This window comes from Stenotrophomonas sp. PS02298 (assembly GCF_029959445.1).
Taxonomy (GTDB): Bacteria; Pseudomonadota; Gammaproteobacteria; order Xanthomonadales; family Xanthomonadaceae; genus Stenotrophomonas.
Genome location: NZ_JASCOR010000008.1, coordinates 41,224 through 56,476, shown reverse-complemented (window position 1 = coordinate 56,476; position 15,253 = coordinate 41,224). Strand labels below are relative to the sequence as shown.

The window sequence follows — 15,253 nt, the reverse complement described above, 5'->3', positions numbered from 1 at the left end:
CATGCTCGGCAGGGGCTCTATCGGTAACGCCCCTGCCGAGCATGGCTCGGCACTACAGGTGGGCTCCTGGGTAAAGCCTCTGCCGAGCATGGCTCTGCACTACCGGTGATGCCACTTGCACGCCTCGGCGTGTAGGATCGGCCCATGGCAGGCGCACTTTCCCGCATTGATCGCATCCCCAGACTCAGCCGTCTCGGCTGGCTGATGGGCTTGTATGCGGAAAACCACGATCACCTCATGCGGCTGTTCGCGCCGGATCGGCTGCACGTGGGCAGCCACCTCTCCAGCATCGGCGATGGTCTGGACCTGCGTCTGGATGTGATCGAATGCCACCGCTACACGGTGGAACTGCGGATGACCTACGACCTGTGCGATCCGGTCACCGGCGAGCCTGATCCATCGGCATTCGTGCGGCTGTACCGCGATGCGCGTCAGGCCGAAACCACGCATTGCTACGTGGGCCGACGCTGGCAGGACGTGATGGGCATGTATCCGCCGCCGGAAGCGCTGATCAGCCACCGCATGCGCATGAACACCTTCCTTGGGAAATGGCTGGAATACCTGGCCGAGCGCGGCCACAGCGTGGCCACCTTGCGACGCATCGATGAAACCGTCGTGCCAATCCGGCGCATGGATGTAATGCCCGGCTGAGGCGCGAGCTGTTCATCGGTCATACTGCACGCCCCTTGGTTCCGGTTGTCGCTATGCCGTACACCCCGATTATGGCCACGCTTGGCTATGTGCTGTCTGCCGATGGCAGCAAGGCCTTGATGATCCATCGCAACACCCGGCCCGGTGACATGCACCTGGGCAAGTACAACGGGCTGGGCGGCAAGATGGAGGCCGATGAGGACATCCTCGCCTGCATGCACCGCGAGATCCGCGAAGAGGCGGGCATTGAATGCGGCACGACGCGTCTGCGCGGCAGCATCAGCTGGCCGGGCTTCGGCAAGAATGGCGAAGACTGGTTTGCCTTCATCTTCGTCATCGACGATTACACCGGCACGCCGATGGAGGTTAACCGGGAGGGCACGCTGGAATGGGTTGCAGTGGACCAGCTGGAATCGCTGCCGCTGTGGGAGGGCGACCGCCATTTCCTGCCATTGGTGTTCGACGCGGACCCGCGCCCGTTCCATGGCGTAATGCCGTACCGGGACGGGCGCATGCAGTCCTGGAGTTACACGCGCCTGTAATGGTTTGCTGCAGTCGTGTCATGTAGGTCGCTCCGGCGAGCAGCACTGGCTTCCAGGACGATGGAGTGATCCGGACGCGAACGTGTCCGGGTCCAGCGATGGCGTGCCGCACACCGGGCAAACTGGCCAGGTGCGGGTACTGTCCACTGTTCAGGTGCTCGCGGTACCCTGTTGCGGTCCATGCACCGTGAGTTCCCATGAAACGCCATTTCTCGATGCTCCGTGAGTTCCAGCTCGCGGATTGGTTCACCCTCGGCAACGCGTTCTGCGGCACCGGCGCGGTGTTCGCGGCGATGCGCTTCCTGCAGGACGGCGAGCGCGGTTTCCTGATGTTCGGCATGGCCTTGATCCCGCTGGCGTTTATTTTTGATGCGTTGGATGGCCGGGTTGCGCGCTGGCGCCAGTCCTCGTCCACGTTGGGGCGGGAGCTGGATTCGCTGGCCGATGTCATTTCCTTCGGCGTGGCGCCGGCTGCGCTGGCCTATGCCTGCGGTATGCAAGGCGCTTGGGACTGGTTGATCCTGAGCTACTTCGTCTGCTGCGGCGTCAGTCGCTTGGCCCGCTACAACGTGACCGCCGTGGAAATCGCCGGCGAGTCGGACAAGGTGCCGTATTTCGAAGGCACGCCGATTCCGACCAGCCTGGCTTTGGTCATCGTGTTGGCCTTGGCGGCCCACTTCAATGCGATTGGCCCGGCGTTGTGGGGTGGCAGCTGGCAGCTGGGGCCGTGGCAGCTGCATCCGCTGGTGCTGCTGTTTGCATTGTCCGGCTCGTTGATGATCAGCAAGACACTGCGGATTCCCAAGCCCTGACGCCGATGGGCCGATCGCATTGCTATCATCACCGGGCATCCCGGGAGTAAGGCAATGGCTGCGGCAGGCAACAACGACAACGCGGATTTCGAGGCCAGCATGCGTGCTGCCTGGGAGGCATGGTCACAGGCCATGCAAGGCCAGGGCGCAGCTGCGGGCGGCGATTTCCCATGGGCTGAGAGCATTGCCCAATGGACCCGCCTGGTCAGTACCGATACGCCCCCGGAAGTACAGGCGCTGGGGGCCCGTTTCCAGCATCAGGCCGGCGATTGGCTGGGCATGATGCAGCAGGTGGCCGCACGCTTTGCCGGTCGTGATACCTCGGCGGCGGAGGTAGCAGGGGCGTGGCGCGAGGCCGTGCAGGCGGGGCAAGGCGATGATCTGCTGCAGTGGATGCTGGGTGCCGCACGCGGTGGCAGTGCACTGAACGATCAACCTTGGTTGCGTGAGTTCGCCAAGGCCGCGCAGAGTGGCTTTGGCGGTGGCGATTGGTTGAATGCACCGGCATTCGGTCCAGCCCGTGAGCATCAGGCGCGGTGGCAGGCCTTGCTCAAGATCCAGCAGGAATACCAGGCGCGCGCCGAAGCCTATGTGGATACGATCCGCAGCGTCCTGGACGATGCCTTCAAACGTTTCGAGGCCAAGCTGGCCGAGCATGAAGTGCCCGGTAGCCAGCTGACCAGTGCGCGGGCGATGTTCGATCTGTGGATTGATGCCGCCGAAGAAGCGTATGCCAACGTGGCGCTTTCCGAAGATTTCCAGCGCATCTATGGTGAGCTGGCCAATGCCCAGATGCGTCTGCGCGCAGCGTCGCAGAGTGAACTGGAACGTGCCTGCGACGCGATGGGTGTGCCTACCCGCACGGAGATGGATGCGGCGCATCGGCGCATCGCCGAGTTGGAACGGCAGGTGCGGCGCTTGATGGCGGCAGCCCAGCAGGCCAGCGCGCCCGCGCAGTCCGCGTCAGCGGATGAATCGGCAAAGCCATCGGCAGGGAAAACAGCTGCCAAGCCAGCGAAGCCGGCGCCGCAACGTGCGGCGACGAAAGCGGCGAAGAAAGCCACCAGGAAGGCTGTGAAAGAAATCGTGCAGAAGGCTGCGCCGAAGAAGAACACAGCGAACAAGCCAGCCGCCAGGAAGCCGGCAGCCAAAAAGGCCGTGGTTTCCAGCAAACCGAAGTCCGCACCGGCCCGTCGCAGGAGTGCCAAATGAAGGGCCCGCTGGGTTTTGGCAACGATGACCTGCTGCAGGAAACCCTGCAGTGGCAACGCAAGCTGGTCGATGGCCTGAAGCTGCTGCCCGGTGTCGAAGACGTGGATTATGGCGTCACCGAGCGCCAGGAAGTGTGGAGTGACGGCAAGGTCAAGTTGTATCGCTTCGTCAGCGATCACGCCGATGCTAGCAAGCCGCCGTTGTTGATCGTCTATGCGCTGGTCAACCGGCCCTACATGGTCGACCTGCAGGACGGTCGTTCGCTGGTACAGAAGCTGCTTGCGCTTGGTCAGGATGTCTACGTGCTGGACTGGGGCTACCCGGACCGCTCCGAGCGCTTCCTGACCCTGGAAGACTATCTGCTGCGCTACATCGACGGTGCGGTGGATCACCTGCGTGCACAGCGCGATGGTGCGCCGGTCAACCTGCTCGGCATCTGCCAGGGCGGCGTATTCGCGCTGTGCTACAGCGCGCTGCGCCCGCACAAGGTGCAGAACCTGATCAGCATGGTGACGCCGGTCGACTTCCATACCGCGGACAACATGCTCTCGCATTGGGCGCGGCACGTGGATGTGGACCTGTTCGTCGATACCCTGGGCAATATCCCAGCCGACCTGATGAATGCCAGCTACCTCATGCTCAAGCCGTTCCGCTTGAACGTGCAGAAGTATGTGGGCTTGATGGACATCCTCGACGACAAGCAGGCCCTGGAAGACTTCCTGCGAATGGAGAAGTGGATCTTCGATTCCCCCGATCTGGCAGGCGAAACCTTCCGGCAGTTCGTCAAGCAGTTCTATCAGGCCAATGGCCTGATGAGCGGCAGCATCCGCATCGGCGAGGAAACGGTCGATCTGGCCCAGGTACAAATGCCTATCCTCAACATCTACGCCGAGCAGGACCACCTTGTACCGCCGGCTGCATCCAAGGCCATGCAGGGCCAAGTCGGCAGCACGGATTACACCGAGCTCGGTTTCCGCGGTGGCCACATCGGGATCTATGTTTCCGGGCGCGCGCAGCGTGAAGTGCCCGGTGCCATCAACGACTGGTTGAGTAAACGCGCATGAAGCTGATCGGCAATTTTCTGCTCGCGGCAAGCCTGGCTCTGATCGCCTTGTCGGCAAGTGCTGCCCCCAGTGCGGCAACCCAGCGTGAGATCAGTGGCTTGATGCAGGCGCTGGAAACCTCTGGCTGCCGCTTCCAGCGCAATGGCAGCTGGTATGACGCGGCGGCTGCACGTGGTCATCTGCAGCGCAAATACGACTACCTGCTCAAGCGCGACATGGTCGACAGCAGTGAGCAGTTCATCGAGCGGGCCGCCAGCCGCAGCAGCATGAGCGGCAAGGCGTACAAGGTCTCCTGCAGCGGCGCGCAAGAGCAGGATGCCTCGGCGTGGTTCCTCCAGCAGCTGCGTCAACTGCGTACCCCGGCACGCTGATGTCTGTGCTGGCCGCCAGATCAGCAGTGCAGGCCTGAGTCTCATGCGACTCGAAATGGCCCCGATGTGGTTGCGCATTCTGGGCGGGGTCTGGACCTCGCCCAATACCTTGATTGGTCTGATCGCGGGTGCGCTCGGCAGCCTCGCTGGCGCACGCCTGTACTGGAGCCGCCGGGAAAGCGCACTGGTATTCCGGCGCTGGCCGTGGGGGCCGGGAGGGGCGATCACCTTTGGCATGGTGATCCTGCACACTGGCGACGACCTGGATGGTTTGTGCCAGACCTATGAGCATCGCGCTGGCCGCTGCGAACACCCGCGCGTGCGCTTGGGCGATCATGAGCGTGCGCATGTTTTCCAATACTTGGTGCTGGGGCCGCTGTTCCTGCCGGTCTACCTGTTGTGCGGCGGTGTGAGCGTACGTAATCCGTTCGAGCGTTCGGCGGATCACTACGCAATGCATGGTCGCGGTTGGTGGCCTGGCCGTACCTGAAATGCAGTCATCGAAGCCAGCGCGCTGAGTGCTGACATCAAACGACAACCTTTTATGTACATCTCTGTAACGTGACCCCGCGTATCGTTGCACCTGTTACAGATCCAACAGGAGCACGAACCACCATGGCAATTGTTCTTTATATCGGTGGCAGCAAGGATGGCGATAAGGGTGTGTTGCCGTACGGCTTCAGCAAAACCCGCGCAGATACCGAGCATGGCCCGGAAATTTACGTAGAACGGACGATGAACGTCTCCGGCAGGGGCTCGATGCGGGTCATGGTGCTGGAAGACCTGCGTGACGACGTCGCCAGCCAACGGCTGTATCAGCATCTGGCCTGAGTATTCAGGCACGCGCGCCGGGCGACAGGTCCGGCGCGTGCTGTCAACGGCTTTCCCCCGGGCGCGCGCATTGCCAGAATGGCAGCTTCCGTCACCGTGGCTACCGCACCGGCAATGCAAGACATCAAGCTAGCGCAGCAGATCGCGCAGACAATCGCCGACGAGATCGGCGCACAAGCCACTCAGACCAAGGCGGCCATCGCGCTGCTGGATGAGGGCGCCAGCGTTCCGTTCATCGCCCGCTACCGCAAGGAAGTGACTGGCGGCCTGGACGATACCCAGCTGCGTAATCTCGAAAGTCGTTTGACCTACCTGCGCGAACTCGAAGATCGTCGCCGCGCCGTGCTGTCCAGCATCGACGAACAAGGCAAGCTGACCGATGTGCTGCGTGAGCAGATCATGGGCGCCGATACCAAGTCGCGTCTGGAAGATCTGTATCTGCCCTATAAGCAGAAGCGCCGCACCCGCGCGCAGATTGCCCGCGAGGCGGGACTGGAGCCACTGGCCGATGGCCTGCTCGGCGATCCCATGTTGGACCCACAGGTCTTCGCCGCCGGTTTTGTGAATGCCGAAAAGGGCGTCGCTGATACCAAGGCCGCACTGGAAGGTGCGCGCGCCATCTTGATGGAGCGCTGGGGCGAAGACGCTGCGCTGGTTGGCGAATTGCGCAATTGGCTGGCAGGGAACGGCATCATCCGTGCCCGCGTTGCCGAGGGCAAGGAGGCCGAAGGCGCCAAATACCGCGACTACTTCGATCATGCCGAGGCATTGGCGAAGATTCCTTCGCACCGCCTGCTGGCCTTGTTCCGTGCGCGGCGCGAAGAGTTCATCTTCCTCGAACTGGACCCGGGCAGCGACGCCGAAGCCGGCCACCAGTATGCGGAAGGTCGGGTAGCCCTCAACGCAGGCATCGCCAACAAGGAGCGCCCGGCGGATCGCTGGTTGTTGGACGCCTGCCGCCTGACCTGGCGAGCCAAGCTGCATATGCACCTGCTGCTGGACCTGTTCAACCAGGCCCGCGAGAAAGCCGAGGCTGAGGCGATTGCGGTATTCGGCGACAATCTGAAGGACTTGATGCTGGCAGCGCCAGCCGGTCCCAAGGCAGTGCTCGGACTGGATCCGGGCATCCGCACCGGTTGCAAGATCGCCGTCGTCGATGCCACCGGCAAGCTGCTGGCCACCGATACGGTGTACCCGCACGAGCCGCGCCGGCAGTGGGAGCAGTCGCTGCAGACGATCAAGCAGCTGTGCATCAAGCACAATGTCGAGTTGATCGCGATCGGCAACGGCACTGCAAGCCGCGAGACCGACAAGCTTGCAGGCGAGGCAATCGCCGCCTGTGCCAATCCCAAGCTGCAGAAGGTGGTGGTGAGCGAGGCTGGTGCCTCGGTGTACTCGGCCTCCGAGTTTGCCGCCAAGGAATTCCCGGACCTGGATGTCTCGCTGCGTGGTGCAGTGTCGATTGCGCGCCGCCTGCAGGATCCACTGGCCGAACTGGTCAAGATCGAGCCCAAGGCGATTGGTGTTGGCCAGTACCAGCACGACGTCGACCAGTTCCGCCTGGCCAAGGCACTGGATGCGCGTGTCGAGGACTGCGTCAATGCCGTCGGCGTTTTCGTGAACACCGCGTCGGCTGCGTTGCTGACCCGGGTTTCGGGTTTGTCGGCGACGGTAGCCGAGAACATCGTTCGTCACCGCGACGAGAACGGCCCGTTCAAGCGCCGCAAGGACCTGCTGAAAGTGCCGCGCCTGGGCGACAAGACCTTTGAACAATGCGCCGGCTTCCTGCGGATTGCAGATGGCGACGAGCCGCTTGATGCCTCTGCGGTTCACCCGGAAGCGTATCCCGTGGTCGAGCGCATCGTTGCTGCCGCTGCAAAGCCGATCAAGGCGCTGCTGGGCGACGGCAGCTACCTGCGCAGCCTGAAGGCCGAGCAGTTCACCGACGACAAGTTTGGCGTGCCGACCGTGCGCGACATCCTCAAGGAGATGGAAAAGCCAGGCCGTGATCCGCGTCCGGAGTTCAAGGCCGCACGTTTTGCTGAAGGCATTGAAGACATCAAGGACCTGCGCGAAGGCATGATCCTGGAAGGCGTTGTCAGTAACGTTGCCGCGTTCGGTGCGTTCGTCGATATCGGCGTGCACCAGGACGGCCTGATCCATATCTCCGCCTTGTCCGACACCTTCGTCAAAGATCCGCGCGATGTGGTTAAGGCGGGCGATATCGTCAAGGTCAAGGTGCTGGAGGTGGATGTGCCGCGCAAGCGCATCGCATTGACCCGGCGCCTGGAAGATTCGCCTGCACCGGCCAAAAAACCAGAGCGTGACGAGCGTGGTGCAGGGCAGGGGCGTGCTGCTGGCGGCGGGCGCGACCAGGATCAGCGCGGTCAGCGCAGTCCCGGCAATGGCGGTGGCCGACCGGCAGTGTCTGCGGCGCCGGCCAACAATGCGCTGGCCGATGCATTCGCAAGGGCAAAACGCGGCAGCTGAGTCAGCTGCCGCAGGGCTCCATCAATCTCGTGGGAGCGGCGTAAGCCGCGAAGCAGGCACTGCTGAAGCTCCGGGCAGCGCGTTGCCCGATGATCCATCTGCTTCGCGGCTTGCGTCGCTCCCACACCCCCGGGATATCAAGCCGGAGCAAGCGCGCGTTGCAGTGCCTGGCTGAGATCGCTGCCGGTGTAGGGCTTGGACAGCTTCACACCGGCGTCGAACACTGCAGGCAGCTGATCGATTTCCATTCCGGTGGCTACCAGGAACGGGATGCCGCGCTGCCTCAGGCGCTCGGCAACCGGGCTGCTGTTCTCATTGCATGCCAGCCAATAGTCCAGGAACACGAGCTGGGGCTGCAGCTCATCGATCATCTGCAGGGCAGTACTGACCGTGGCAGCTACGCCGCCCACCAGCATGCCTTCCATCTCCAGCTGCATCTGCAGCAGCATGGCATTCAACTCGTCGTTCTCCACGACCAGCACCCTCGTACCTTCGAGCGAGCCCATCGTTCTCCCCTGTATCTGGATCGGTCGAAGTATAGCCAGTCGCCGAAACAGGCATTACACAAATATTTTCAGCCGAGGCCTGCCCAAGCAGGCAAAGCTCCGCTATAATTCCGCTCCTGCCAGCCGAAGTGGCGGAATCGGTAGACGCAGCGGATTCAAAATCCGCCGCCCTTAAAAGCGTGGGGGTTCGAGTCCCCCCTTCGGCACCAGAGAAAACAGGCACCCTTGGGTGCCTTTTTCTTTGCTTGGAGTTTGTCAGGCGCCTGCGGGTTTGCGATTTGCATTGCTGGTCCGGAGGGCCCTGGCGTGAAGTGCCGAGCCATGCTCGGCAGGAGTTGTCCCGCGGCACTTCAAACTTTCAGCTGCAATGCGAAAACAGCGAAGGTGGTATGGCTTGCAGCACAGAGGGGCAGCGGTGGTGATGTCACTCATCTGCTGAAGCCTGGGTTTCGCGGCTTGCGCTGCTCGCGCAAAAAGGATGGTGTTGCCCGCGTTGGCGCTGCCAATCTCAGGGCTATGCGCGGTTCCGCTTCAGGGCGCCGCCTTTTGCGCCCAGAAGGAACAATAGAATCCCCGCGCCAAGAATCGTCCAGTGTTGAAGCTGATCGCTGCGGGTGATGTAAACCGTGCGATCCGATCCTTTCACCTTGAACGCGATGATCTCACCCTTGGCCTGGTCGGGTACTTGCGAGCGCTCGGTAAAGAGATGGTTGGCGTGTAGCGTGGTCCCGGCGAAGGTCAGGAGTGCTCCAGCCAGCAGGATGGCAAGTGCTTTCATGTTCATTGAATTCTCCACGCCACTGGCTGGCAGCCTCAAGCATCTCAGTTTGCTGACCAGCCAGGCCAGCTGTCGATGACGGCTTGATTGGCTGCTCACTGCTTTCCCGTCAGCGAGGGCAGGGCTGCATTGCCGCAAATACCGGGCAAGAAAAAAGCCCCGATTGCTCGGAGCTTTTTAGAAATGGCGTCCCCACGGGGATTCGAACCCCGGTCGCCACCGTGAAAGGGTGATGTCCTAGGCCTCTAGACGATGGGGACGCGTATTCTTCAAATCTCAAGTTGTAGATTCAGGCGGCCTAAGGCCTGAATTGGTGGAGCCAAGCGGGATCGAACCGCTGACCTCCTGCATGCCATGCAGGCGCTCTCCCAGCTGAGCTATGGCCCCACGTTGTTGCTAGCCCGTCATGATAACGGTTTTTTATCAAATTGGAAGCTTTTTCTTCTTCCGTGCAATCTCTTGGGAAGATTGCTTCGATAAAAAAAGACCCGATACGGCTGGGTCCGTTTGTACCTGATGAATGGCGTCCCCACGGGGATTCGAACCCCGGTCGCCACCGTGAAAGGGTGATGTCCTAGGCCTCTAGACGATGGGGACGCGTTATACTCATCAAATTGTCGACAATCCAGACGGCCTAATGTCCGGATTTGGTGGAGCCAAGCGGGATCGAACCGCTGACCTCCTGCATGCCATGCAGGCGCTCTCCCAGCTGAGCTATGGCCCCGGTGGAACGTTGTTACGTCGTTGCCGAGAAAGAAATAATAGCGGGGCTTCACATTTCCCGCAAGCGATTTGTGAAGAAATTTCTTCGTCCAATGAGATTGGGCCGAAGGCCCCACGCTCACCTCTATGCGGACTCGTGGACAAGCCCGACACAAGGCTTTGTTGTATGCCTGCATCGGAGTCAGTGGCGAACTGCCAGGCTGGCCGCTGGTAAGGTCAATTGGAGTGCCAGCCGTGGCATCTCTTGCTTGCATGGTGTTGGGCTGCCTGCTCGGCAGCACGGGTGGTGAAACGGGAGCGCTGGTATACAAGTGTCAGACAGCCGGCGGCCACTCCTATCAATCGTCACCTTGTGAGGGGCTTGAGCTGAAGCGGTGGAGCACTGTTGATGCCCCCACCGACGAGACCGTGCGCAAACGGCTGGCGGCAATCGAGCTCCAACTGCAATTGCAGCGGGACCGGCTATCGACGAAATCTGGCGTTCGCCCGGGGCGACGACGCGCTGCCCCCGCGCCGAAGGCCAATGCTTGCGAGAACGCGCGGCGAGGGCGCGATCGGGCGTACGCCAAAGCTGGTCTGAAGCGCGACTTCGCCCTCTCGAGCTTCTGGGACAACAAGGTCCATCAGGCATGCAGGTAATCAGCGCGGAATGATGCTCCTGGCTCCAATGGTTGCGCAGTGGTCCAGCGATCAGCCGTTGTGAGGTACTGGCCACGGGACCTGCCGCGTTGTTTACTGACGCCTGCGGCTCAGAACAGCGTTGGCGGCGGACTCGAATTCAAGCAGCGATTGGTGCAGCTGACTCCTGTCTCCCTGTTCAAGCAATCGTTCCATTGCCTCGCAGCGCTCGGCGATGGCGGTTTCGTGGATGAAGGCGAATGCGCCGCGCAGTGAGTGAAGATGTCTGCCGATAACGTCAGTGCCGAACTCATGCGTGGTTGCTGGCGCGTCGTTTGCTGAATCGGGTTGCAGCTGCAGCGTTTGCTTGATTGCGATAAGTGATTCTTCCAGGGAGCTAAGCAGGGGGCCATGTACCTCTGGTGGCAGCGCTCCCCTGGCGATGTCCACTTGTCCCCGAACGCTGCGCAGGGGAAGAACGGCGCTGGCTGGTTCAGCCAGCCTTGCACGCAGTGCTTCCAGTAGAACCGGTTTGATGAGGATGCTGTTGATACCGGCTTCCTCGCCACGGCTCCTGTCTCGGTCCGAGGCGTGTGCGGTCACTGCGATGATGGGTGCCGTCACTCCGCGCCCCCGCAGGTAACGGGAGAAGGCGAAGCCATCCATGCCGGGCATGTTCAGATCGGTCAGGATCAGATCGTAGTTCTGGCTGCTGAAGGAGGCGATGGCCGCGACACAGTCTTCGAATGCACTTGCGGTGCAGCCCAGTGTCTCCAGCTGCAATTGCAGCAGTTTCCGATTGGCAGGGTGGTCATCGACTACCAGGACACGCTGCGCGGCACCCTGAGCGGGGTCCAGTCGGGCGACTGTCTTGTCCTGATGCGGTAAAGCGGCATCGGCATCGGCGGCTGGCTGCAGCGGCAAGGTCACCATGAAGGTGCTGCCCTTGCGTGGTGTGCTTATCACCTGGATGTCACCTTGCATCAGTTCCGCGAGACGCTTGCAAAGTGCAAGCCCAAGCCCGGTCCCACCGTAGCGCCTGGCGATGCTGGAGTCAGCTTGGGAAAAGGTCGTGAACAGCGCTGCTTGCTGGGCGGCGCTCATACCGATGCCAGTGTCGCTCACACCGATCACGATCGCTGAATCGTCGACGTCCTCATCCTGCAGGTAGACCTCGACCAGCACATCTCCCGCCTCGGTGAATTTGATCGCATTGCTGACCAGATTGAAGATGACCTGGCGAATCCGTGTTGGGTCGCCGAGGTAGCGTGGCTGCAGGCCATCGCTGACAACAAGGTTGATTTCCAGTCCTTTTGCGTGAGCCATTGGCAGGAACATCTCGATGCATTGCAGTGCGACCTGCTTCAGATCGAACGGTATCGATTCAATCGTCATCTGCCCGGACTCGACCTTGGAGAAGTCGAGAATGTCATTGATGATATCCAGCAAGGCAGAGGACGACGAGGTAACCGCCTGTAGCCGATTGGTTTGCTCCGACGTCAACGTGGTGCGCTCCAACAGCTCAAGGTTGCCGAGGATCGCGTTCAAGGGCGTGCGGATTTCGTGGCTCATGATTGCCAGGAAGGTCGATTTTGCTTCGTTCGCGGCCTGCGATGCTGCGCGGGCGGTCTCCAGCTCCTGCTCCACCTTCTTGCGCAACGTGATGTCGATGAAGTTGCACAGCAGTACATCACTTCCCTGGTACTTGCTTGGAACGATGCTGACCAGCAGGGAACAGTCGGCACCATCATGGGTCTGGATGCTCAGCTCGACGCCCGGTGACGCGATTGTCTGGACGTCATGCACCCGGAACGCATGAAGGAACTCAAGGTGCAAGGCGCGCTTTGAATCAATCCTTGCGTCCGCATAAGAGGCCATGACCGAGTTCTGGAGAAGGATTTCGCCATTCGCGGACGAAATCAGCACCTGGCCGAATGGCGCGGTTTCCACCATTGTCCGGTTGAGGTTCTCGCTTTCAATGATGCGTTCCGAACGTACATAGCCAGGGCGGAAAACCTTTCTCTCAATCAGCAACAACACTGTCCATACGAATCCTATCGCCAGCAGCATCGCTGCGATGTAGGCGAGCAGGGTACGCCATAAGGCAGTGATGATGGTCCGCCAGGAGAACGAGTGGATCAGGTACCAGCCGGTGTTGGCAGTGGATATCGGATCTGCGGCGACGAAGCGCCCGTCGACCTCTTCGAACCTGTCACGCTTTTCCGCTGGTGTGACGGCTGCCCAGTGATGTATCGGGAACCGTGCGAGCGCGTCGGCGTTTGGCTGCTGCGCGCCGAGGAATAGTTCGCCGCGAGGGCTGGCAATCAGCCAGAATTCGTCATTCTGTGTCGAGTTCAGCGATGGAGTTACGAGGTCGACGGGATAGGACGCGATGAACACCGCAAAGGGCTGTTCGTCGGCAATAGCCAGCTGGCGTAGAAGCAGTGAAGGCCTGCCGGTCAACGGGTCGTTTGCGACCGGTAACCACGCTGGTCCGCCAAGGGCTGGTTGTGGGCTGCCGTTGGCCGTTGGCGACGGATGATCCGGCATGAACCGTTGAATGAGAGTGGCGGTTGACTCGTTCGTATGTTTGGCCAGCAGGTTGCTGTCGGGAAGGGGGCCTGCGCCCAGAAAGGTCCGGTCCGGGTTGGAGAAGTAGATCGATGCTGTGAGTGCGCGGGCAAAGGTGCCGGCCTGATGGCTGACTTCATCGGCCAATTCAAGGTACGGCGCGAAGCTTTCCAGCGAACCTCCTCGAACCGTGTCGGCAAGGATCAGCACGTGCGGCGAATTGGCCGAGCGCTGCATCGTCATTCGGCCCTTGTTCTGGCTGAACCTGCCGATCAGCTCAGTGGCGGGTTTCTGGCGAGACTCCCAGGCGTACTCCTCCTGCGCGGTGGTGATACGCATCGCGCCCTCTCGCACCGCGAAGGCCGCTTGCAACGCGATCCGGCGGCTGGTCTGGTCTGCATGCCGTTCGGCGATGTAGTCCTTGATCTGCGAATGGATGACAACTGCAGTCACCGCAGCGAGGATCAGCGTGGTTACGATGCCGCCCACATGGAGCAGGCTGCGCTGGTGTCGGCTCAGCAGCTTCAAGGGATTTGTGCGGGCAGGGGGGCGGGAGTTTCGCGCATCCTCTGCAGTGTCTGTCTCTGAGGCCATTTGAGATTCCACTCAGGTTTGGCTGCTGCCCGCTGATGGGCTGAAAAGCCCGGTTTCACTGCGTTCATTGAGAGGGACAGGACAAATATTCGGACTAGACCGATGTAGGCGTGATTACTGCGCTGGAACAATGGCGGCATTGAAAGCAGCCCCTTCCCTGATACCGCCGCTCTTGGCGTGGAGACAACACCCATGAACGCTCTCGCACAATTTGTGTCGCCACCACCGGAGACTCGGATGATCCAGAACGCGCTGGTGGTTGACGGCAATGAACTGCAGCATCTTCCGATGGTCAAGATGCTGCGTCAATCAGGGGTGTCCGAAGTGACTTCAGTGCTGGACGGGGCCCGTGCAGTGACGGCGTTGCGAGATCGTAGCTGGGATCTGGTGATCCTTGATCTGGATCTCACCGGCCTCACCGGTCTCACCGGTCTCACTGGCCTACAGGTGATCGACCTGCTGGCCGAACGCTGCCGCAATGCGCGCCTGGCGATCATCAGCAGCCAGCCCAGCCGGATTCTGAACGCCGCATCGGCGTATGCGTCGCATCTCGGCTTCACTGTGGTTGCAGCATTGCGCAAACCGCTGAAGGCGGAGCAGATCCGCAATATCGTTGCTGCGTCCGCCGAACGGGCAGCAGCGGACGAAAGCTTGGGGGGGGGGCAAGCCTGGTGGGCAGAGGTTTTCACGTGAGGAGTTGCGTGGAGCGTTGCTGGGTCAGCAAATCCAGGCGTACTTCCAGCCTCAGCACTGCGCCACCACGGGTGTGTTGCGCGGTGCCGAGGTGCTGGCACGTTGGCATCGGCCTGATGGTTCTGTGCTGGCGCCGGCTGAGTTCCTTCCGGCAATCGAGCGCGAAGGGCTGCTGGAGTCCCTCACGGACTACATGTTGTCCTGTGCGTTCGACTGCATTGCGGCTGAAGAGAGGGAATCAACGCTCTTGATGGCAGTCAATGTTCCCGCACGCGTTGCAACCGGCGTGCACTGGGCGCAATCCGTAGCGGACCATGCCTACCACGCAGGGGTTGACCCGGGCCGCGTAGTGATCGAGATCACCGAGGACGGTGGCGAACTGTGCAACCCGGCACTGGCTGGTGCTGTCGCCCAGCTGCGGCTCCGGGGTTTCAACTGCGCCATTGACGACTTTGGCAGCGGCGACTCTTCACTCGACCGGCTGCTGCAGGTGCCGTTCAACGAGTTGAAGATCAACCGCAGCATGCTGGTGGAAGCCCGTGCACATGCCCATGCCCGCTGCCTGCTTGCCAGTACGATTGCAATGGCGAGACAGATGGTCGCCACTGTCGTTGTTGAAGGTGTCGAGACCTATATGGATCTGGATATGGTTCGCAGTCTGGGCTGCCACAACACCCAAGGCTACCTGCACAGTCGAGCGATGCCCAAGGCCGAGTATGTGAAGTACATCGCACAGCAGAACTTGGCCGGTCTGGGGATGAGAACCGGTTGATGCGCCAGCCGAGGTTGAGTGCGAA

General features: G+C 61.3%; 14 protein-coding genes and 5 tRNA genes. 12 read left to right on the top strand and 7 right to left on the bottom strand.

Annotated features, from left to right (window positions below; translation table 11 throughout):
- Positions 1–144 precede the first annotated feature (144 nt).
- The 9 genes from QMX78_RS02705 to QMX78_RS02665 all read left to right on the top strand — a co-directional run bounded on the left by QMX78_RS02705 (position 145) and on the right by QMX78_RS02665 (position 7,973).
- Positions 145–651, top strand: coding sequence for a DUF1249 domain-containing protein (locus tag QMX78_RS02705; protein ID WP_282266282.1), 507 nt, complete (start codon positions 145–147; stop codon positions 649–651).
- A 53-nt stretch (positions 652–704) separates the two neighbouring features.
- Positions 705–1,193 (top strand): 8-oxo-dGTP diphosphatase, encoded by a 489-nt coding sequence (locus QMX78_RS02700; RefSeq protein WP_282266280.1) that lies wholly within the window; start codon positions 705–707, stop codon positions 1,191–1,193.
- Positions 1,194–1,390: 197 nt separating this feature from the next.
- Entirely contained in the window at positions 1,391–2,005 is a 615-nt protein-coding gene (locus QMX78_RS02695; RefSeq protein ID WP_282266279.1) for a CDP-alcohol phosphatidyltransferase family protein, read from the top strand.
- A gap of 54 nt (positions 2,006–2,059) precedes the next feature.
- Positions 2,060–3,217, top strand: a complete 1,158-nt coding sequence (phaE, locus tag QMX78_RS02690) for a class III poly(R)-hydroxyalkanoic acid synthase subunit PhaE (protein ID WP_282266278.1) — start codon at positions 2,060–2,062, stop codon at positions 3,215–3,217.
- Complete coding sequence (locus tag QMX78_RS02685) at positions 3,214–4,281, top strand: class III poly(R)-hydroxyalkanoic acid synthase subunit PhaC (protein WP_282266277.1); 1,068 nt, start codon at positions 3,214–3,216, stop codon at positions 4,279–4,281. The genes phaE and QMX78_RS02685 overlap by 4 nt, the downstream gene beginning before the upstream one ends.
- Positions 4,278–4,652, top strand: a complete 375-nt coding sequence (locus QMX78_RS02680; protein ID WP_282266276.1) for a DUF5329 domain-containing protein — start codon at positions 4,278–4,280, stop codon at positions 4,650–4,652. Before QMX78_RS02685 ends, QMX78_RS02680 begins: the two co-directional genes overlap by 4 nt.
- A 43-nt stretch (positions 4,653–4,695) precedes the next feature.
- The gene (locus QMX78_RS02675) at positions 4,696–5,142 is read left to right on the top strand and encodes a hypothetical protein (RefSeq protein WP_282266274.1); all 447 of its coding nucleotides are present in this window, start codon (positions 4,696–4,698) and stop codon (positions 5,140–5,142) included.
- Between the two features lie 125 nt (positions 5,143–5,267).
- Complete coding sequence (locus QMX78_RS02670) at positions 5,268–5,483, top strand: hypothetical protein (protein WP_282266272.1); 216 nt, start codon at positions 5,268–5,270, stop codon at positions 5,481–5,483.
- A gap of 114 nt (positions 5,484–5,597) precedes the next feature.
- The gene (locus QMX78_RS02665) at positions 5,598–7,973 is read left to right on the top strand and encodes a Tex family protein (RefSeq protein WP_282266288.1); all 2,376 of its coding nucleotides are present in this window, start codon (positions 5,598–5,600) and stop codon (positions 7,971–7,973) included.
- A 137-nt stretch (positions 7,974–8,110) separates the two neighbouring features.
- Here QMX78_RS02665 and QMX78_RS02660 read toward each other — a convergent pair whose 3' ends face one another.
- Positions 8,111–8,479 carry a response regulator gene (locus QMX78_RS02660; RefSeq protein WP_282266269.1) on the bottom strand — a complete coding sequence of 123 codons (369 nt, stop codon included), beginning with the start codon at positions 8,477–8,479 and terminating at the stop codon, positions 8,111–8,113.
- A 122-nt stretch (positions 8,480–8,601) separates the two neighbouring features.
- Between QMX78_RS02660 and QMX78_RS02655 the strand changes: the two genes are divergently transcribed.
- Positions 8,602–8,688, top strand: a tRNA-Leu gene (locus QMX78_RS02655).
- Between the two features lie 305 nt (positions 8,689–8,993).
- Here QMX78_RS02655 and QMX78_RS02650 read toward each other — a convergent pair.
- The 6 genes from QMX78_RS02650 to QMX78_RS02625 form a co-directional block, all read right to left on the bottom strand.
- A complete protein-coding gene (locus tag QMX78_RS02650; RefSeq protein ID WP_282266267.1) occupies positions 8,994–9,263 on the bottom strand; it encodes a hypothetical protein in 270 nt (89 codons plus the stop codon).
- A gap of 178 nt (positions 9,264–9,441) precedes the next feature.
- Positions 9,442–9,517, bottom strand: a tRNA-Glu gene (locus QMX78_RS02645).
- Between the two features lie 51 nt (positions 9,518–9,568).
- Positions 9,569–9,644, bottom strand: a tRNA-Ala gene (locus tag QMX78_RS02640).
- 134 nt (positions 9,645–9,778) lie between these two features.
- Positions 9,779–9,854: transfer RNA gene (locus tag QMX78_RS02635), tRNA-Glu, on the bottom strand.
- 51 nt (positions 9,855–9,905) lie between these two features.
- Positions 9,906–9,981: transfer RNA gene (locus QMX78_RS02630), tRNA-Ala, on the bottom strand.
- Positions 9,982–10,712: 731 nt separating this feature from the next.
- A complete protein-coding gene (locus QMX78_RS02625; protein WP_282266265.1) occupies positions 10,713–13,697 on the bottom strand; it encodes a hybrid sensor histidine kinase/response regulator in 2,985 nt (994 codons plus the stop codon).
- A gap of 303 nt (positions 13,698–14,000) precedes the next feature.
- On the opposite strand from QMX78_RS02625, the gene QMX78_RS02620 reads away from it, so the two are divergent.
- Together QMX78_RS02620 and QMX78_RS02615 are read left to right on the top strand one after the other, a co-directional pair.
- Positions 14,001–14,456: a response regulator gene (locus QMX78_RS02620; protein ID WP_282266263.1), complete on the top strand. Its 456-nt coding sequence runs from the start codon at positions 14,001–14,003 to the stop codon at positions 14,454–14,456.
- Positions 14,377–15,228: an EAL domain-containing protein gene (locus QMX78_RS02615; protein ID WP_343239156.1), complete on the top strand. Its 852-nt coding sequence runs from the start codon at positions 14,377–14,379 to the stop codon at positions 15,226–15,228. The genes QMX78_RS02620 and QMX78_RS02615 overlap by 80 nt, the downstream gene beginning before the upstream one ends.
- The last annotated feature ends 25 nt before the right edge of the window (positions 15,229–15,253 follow it).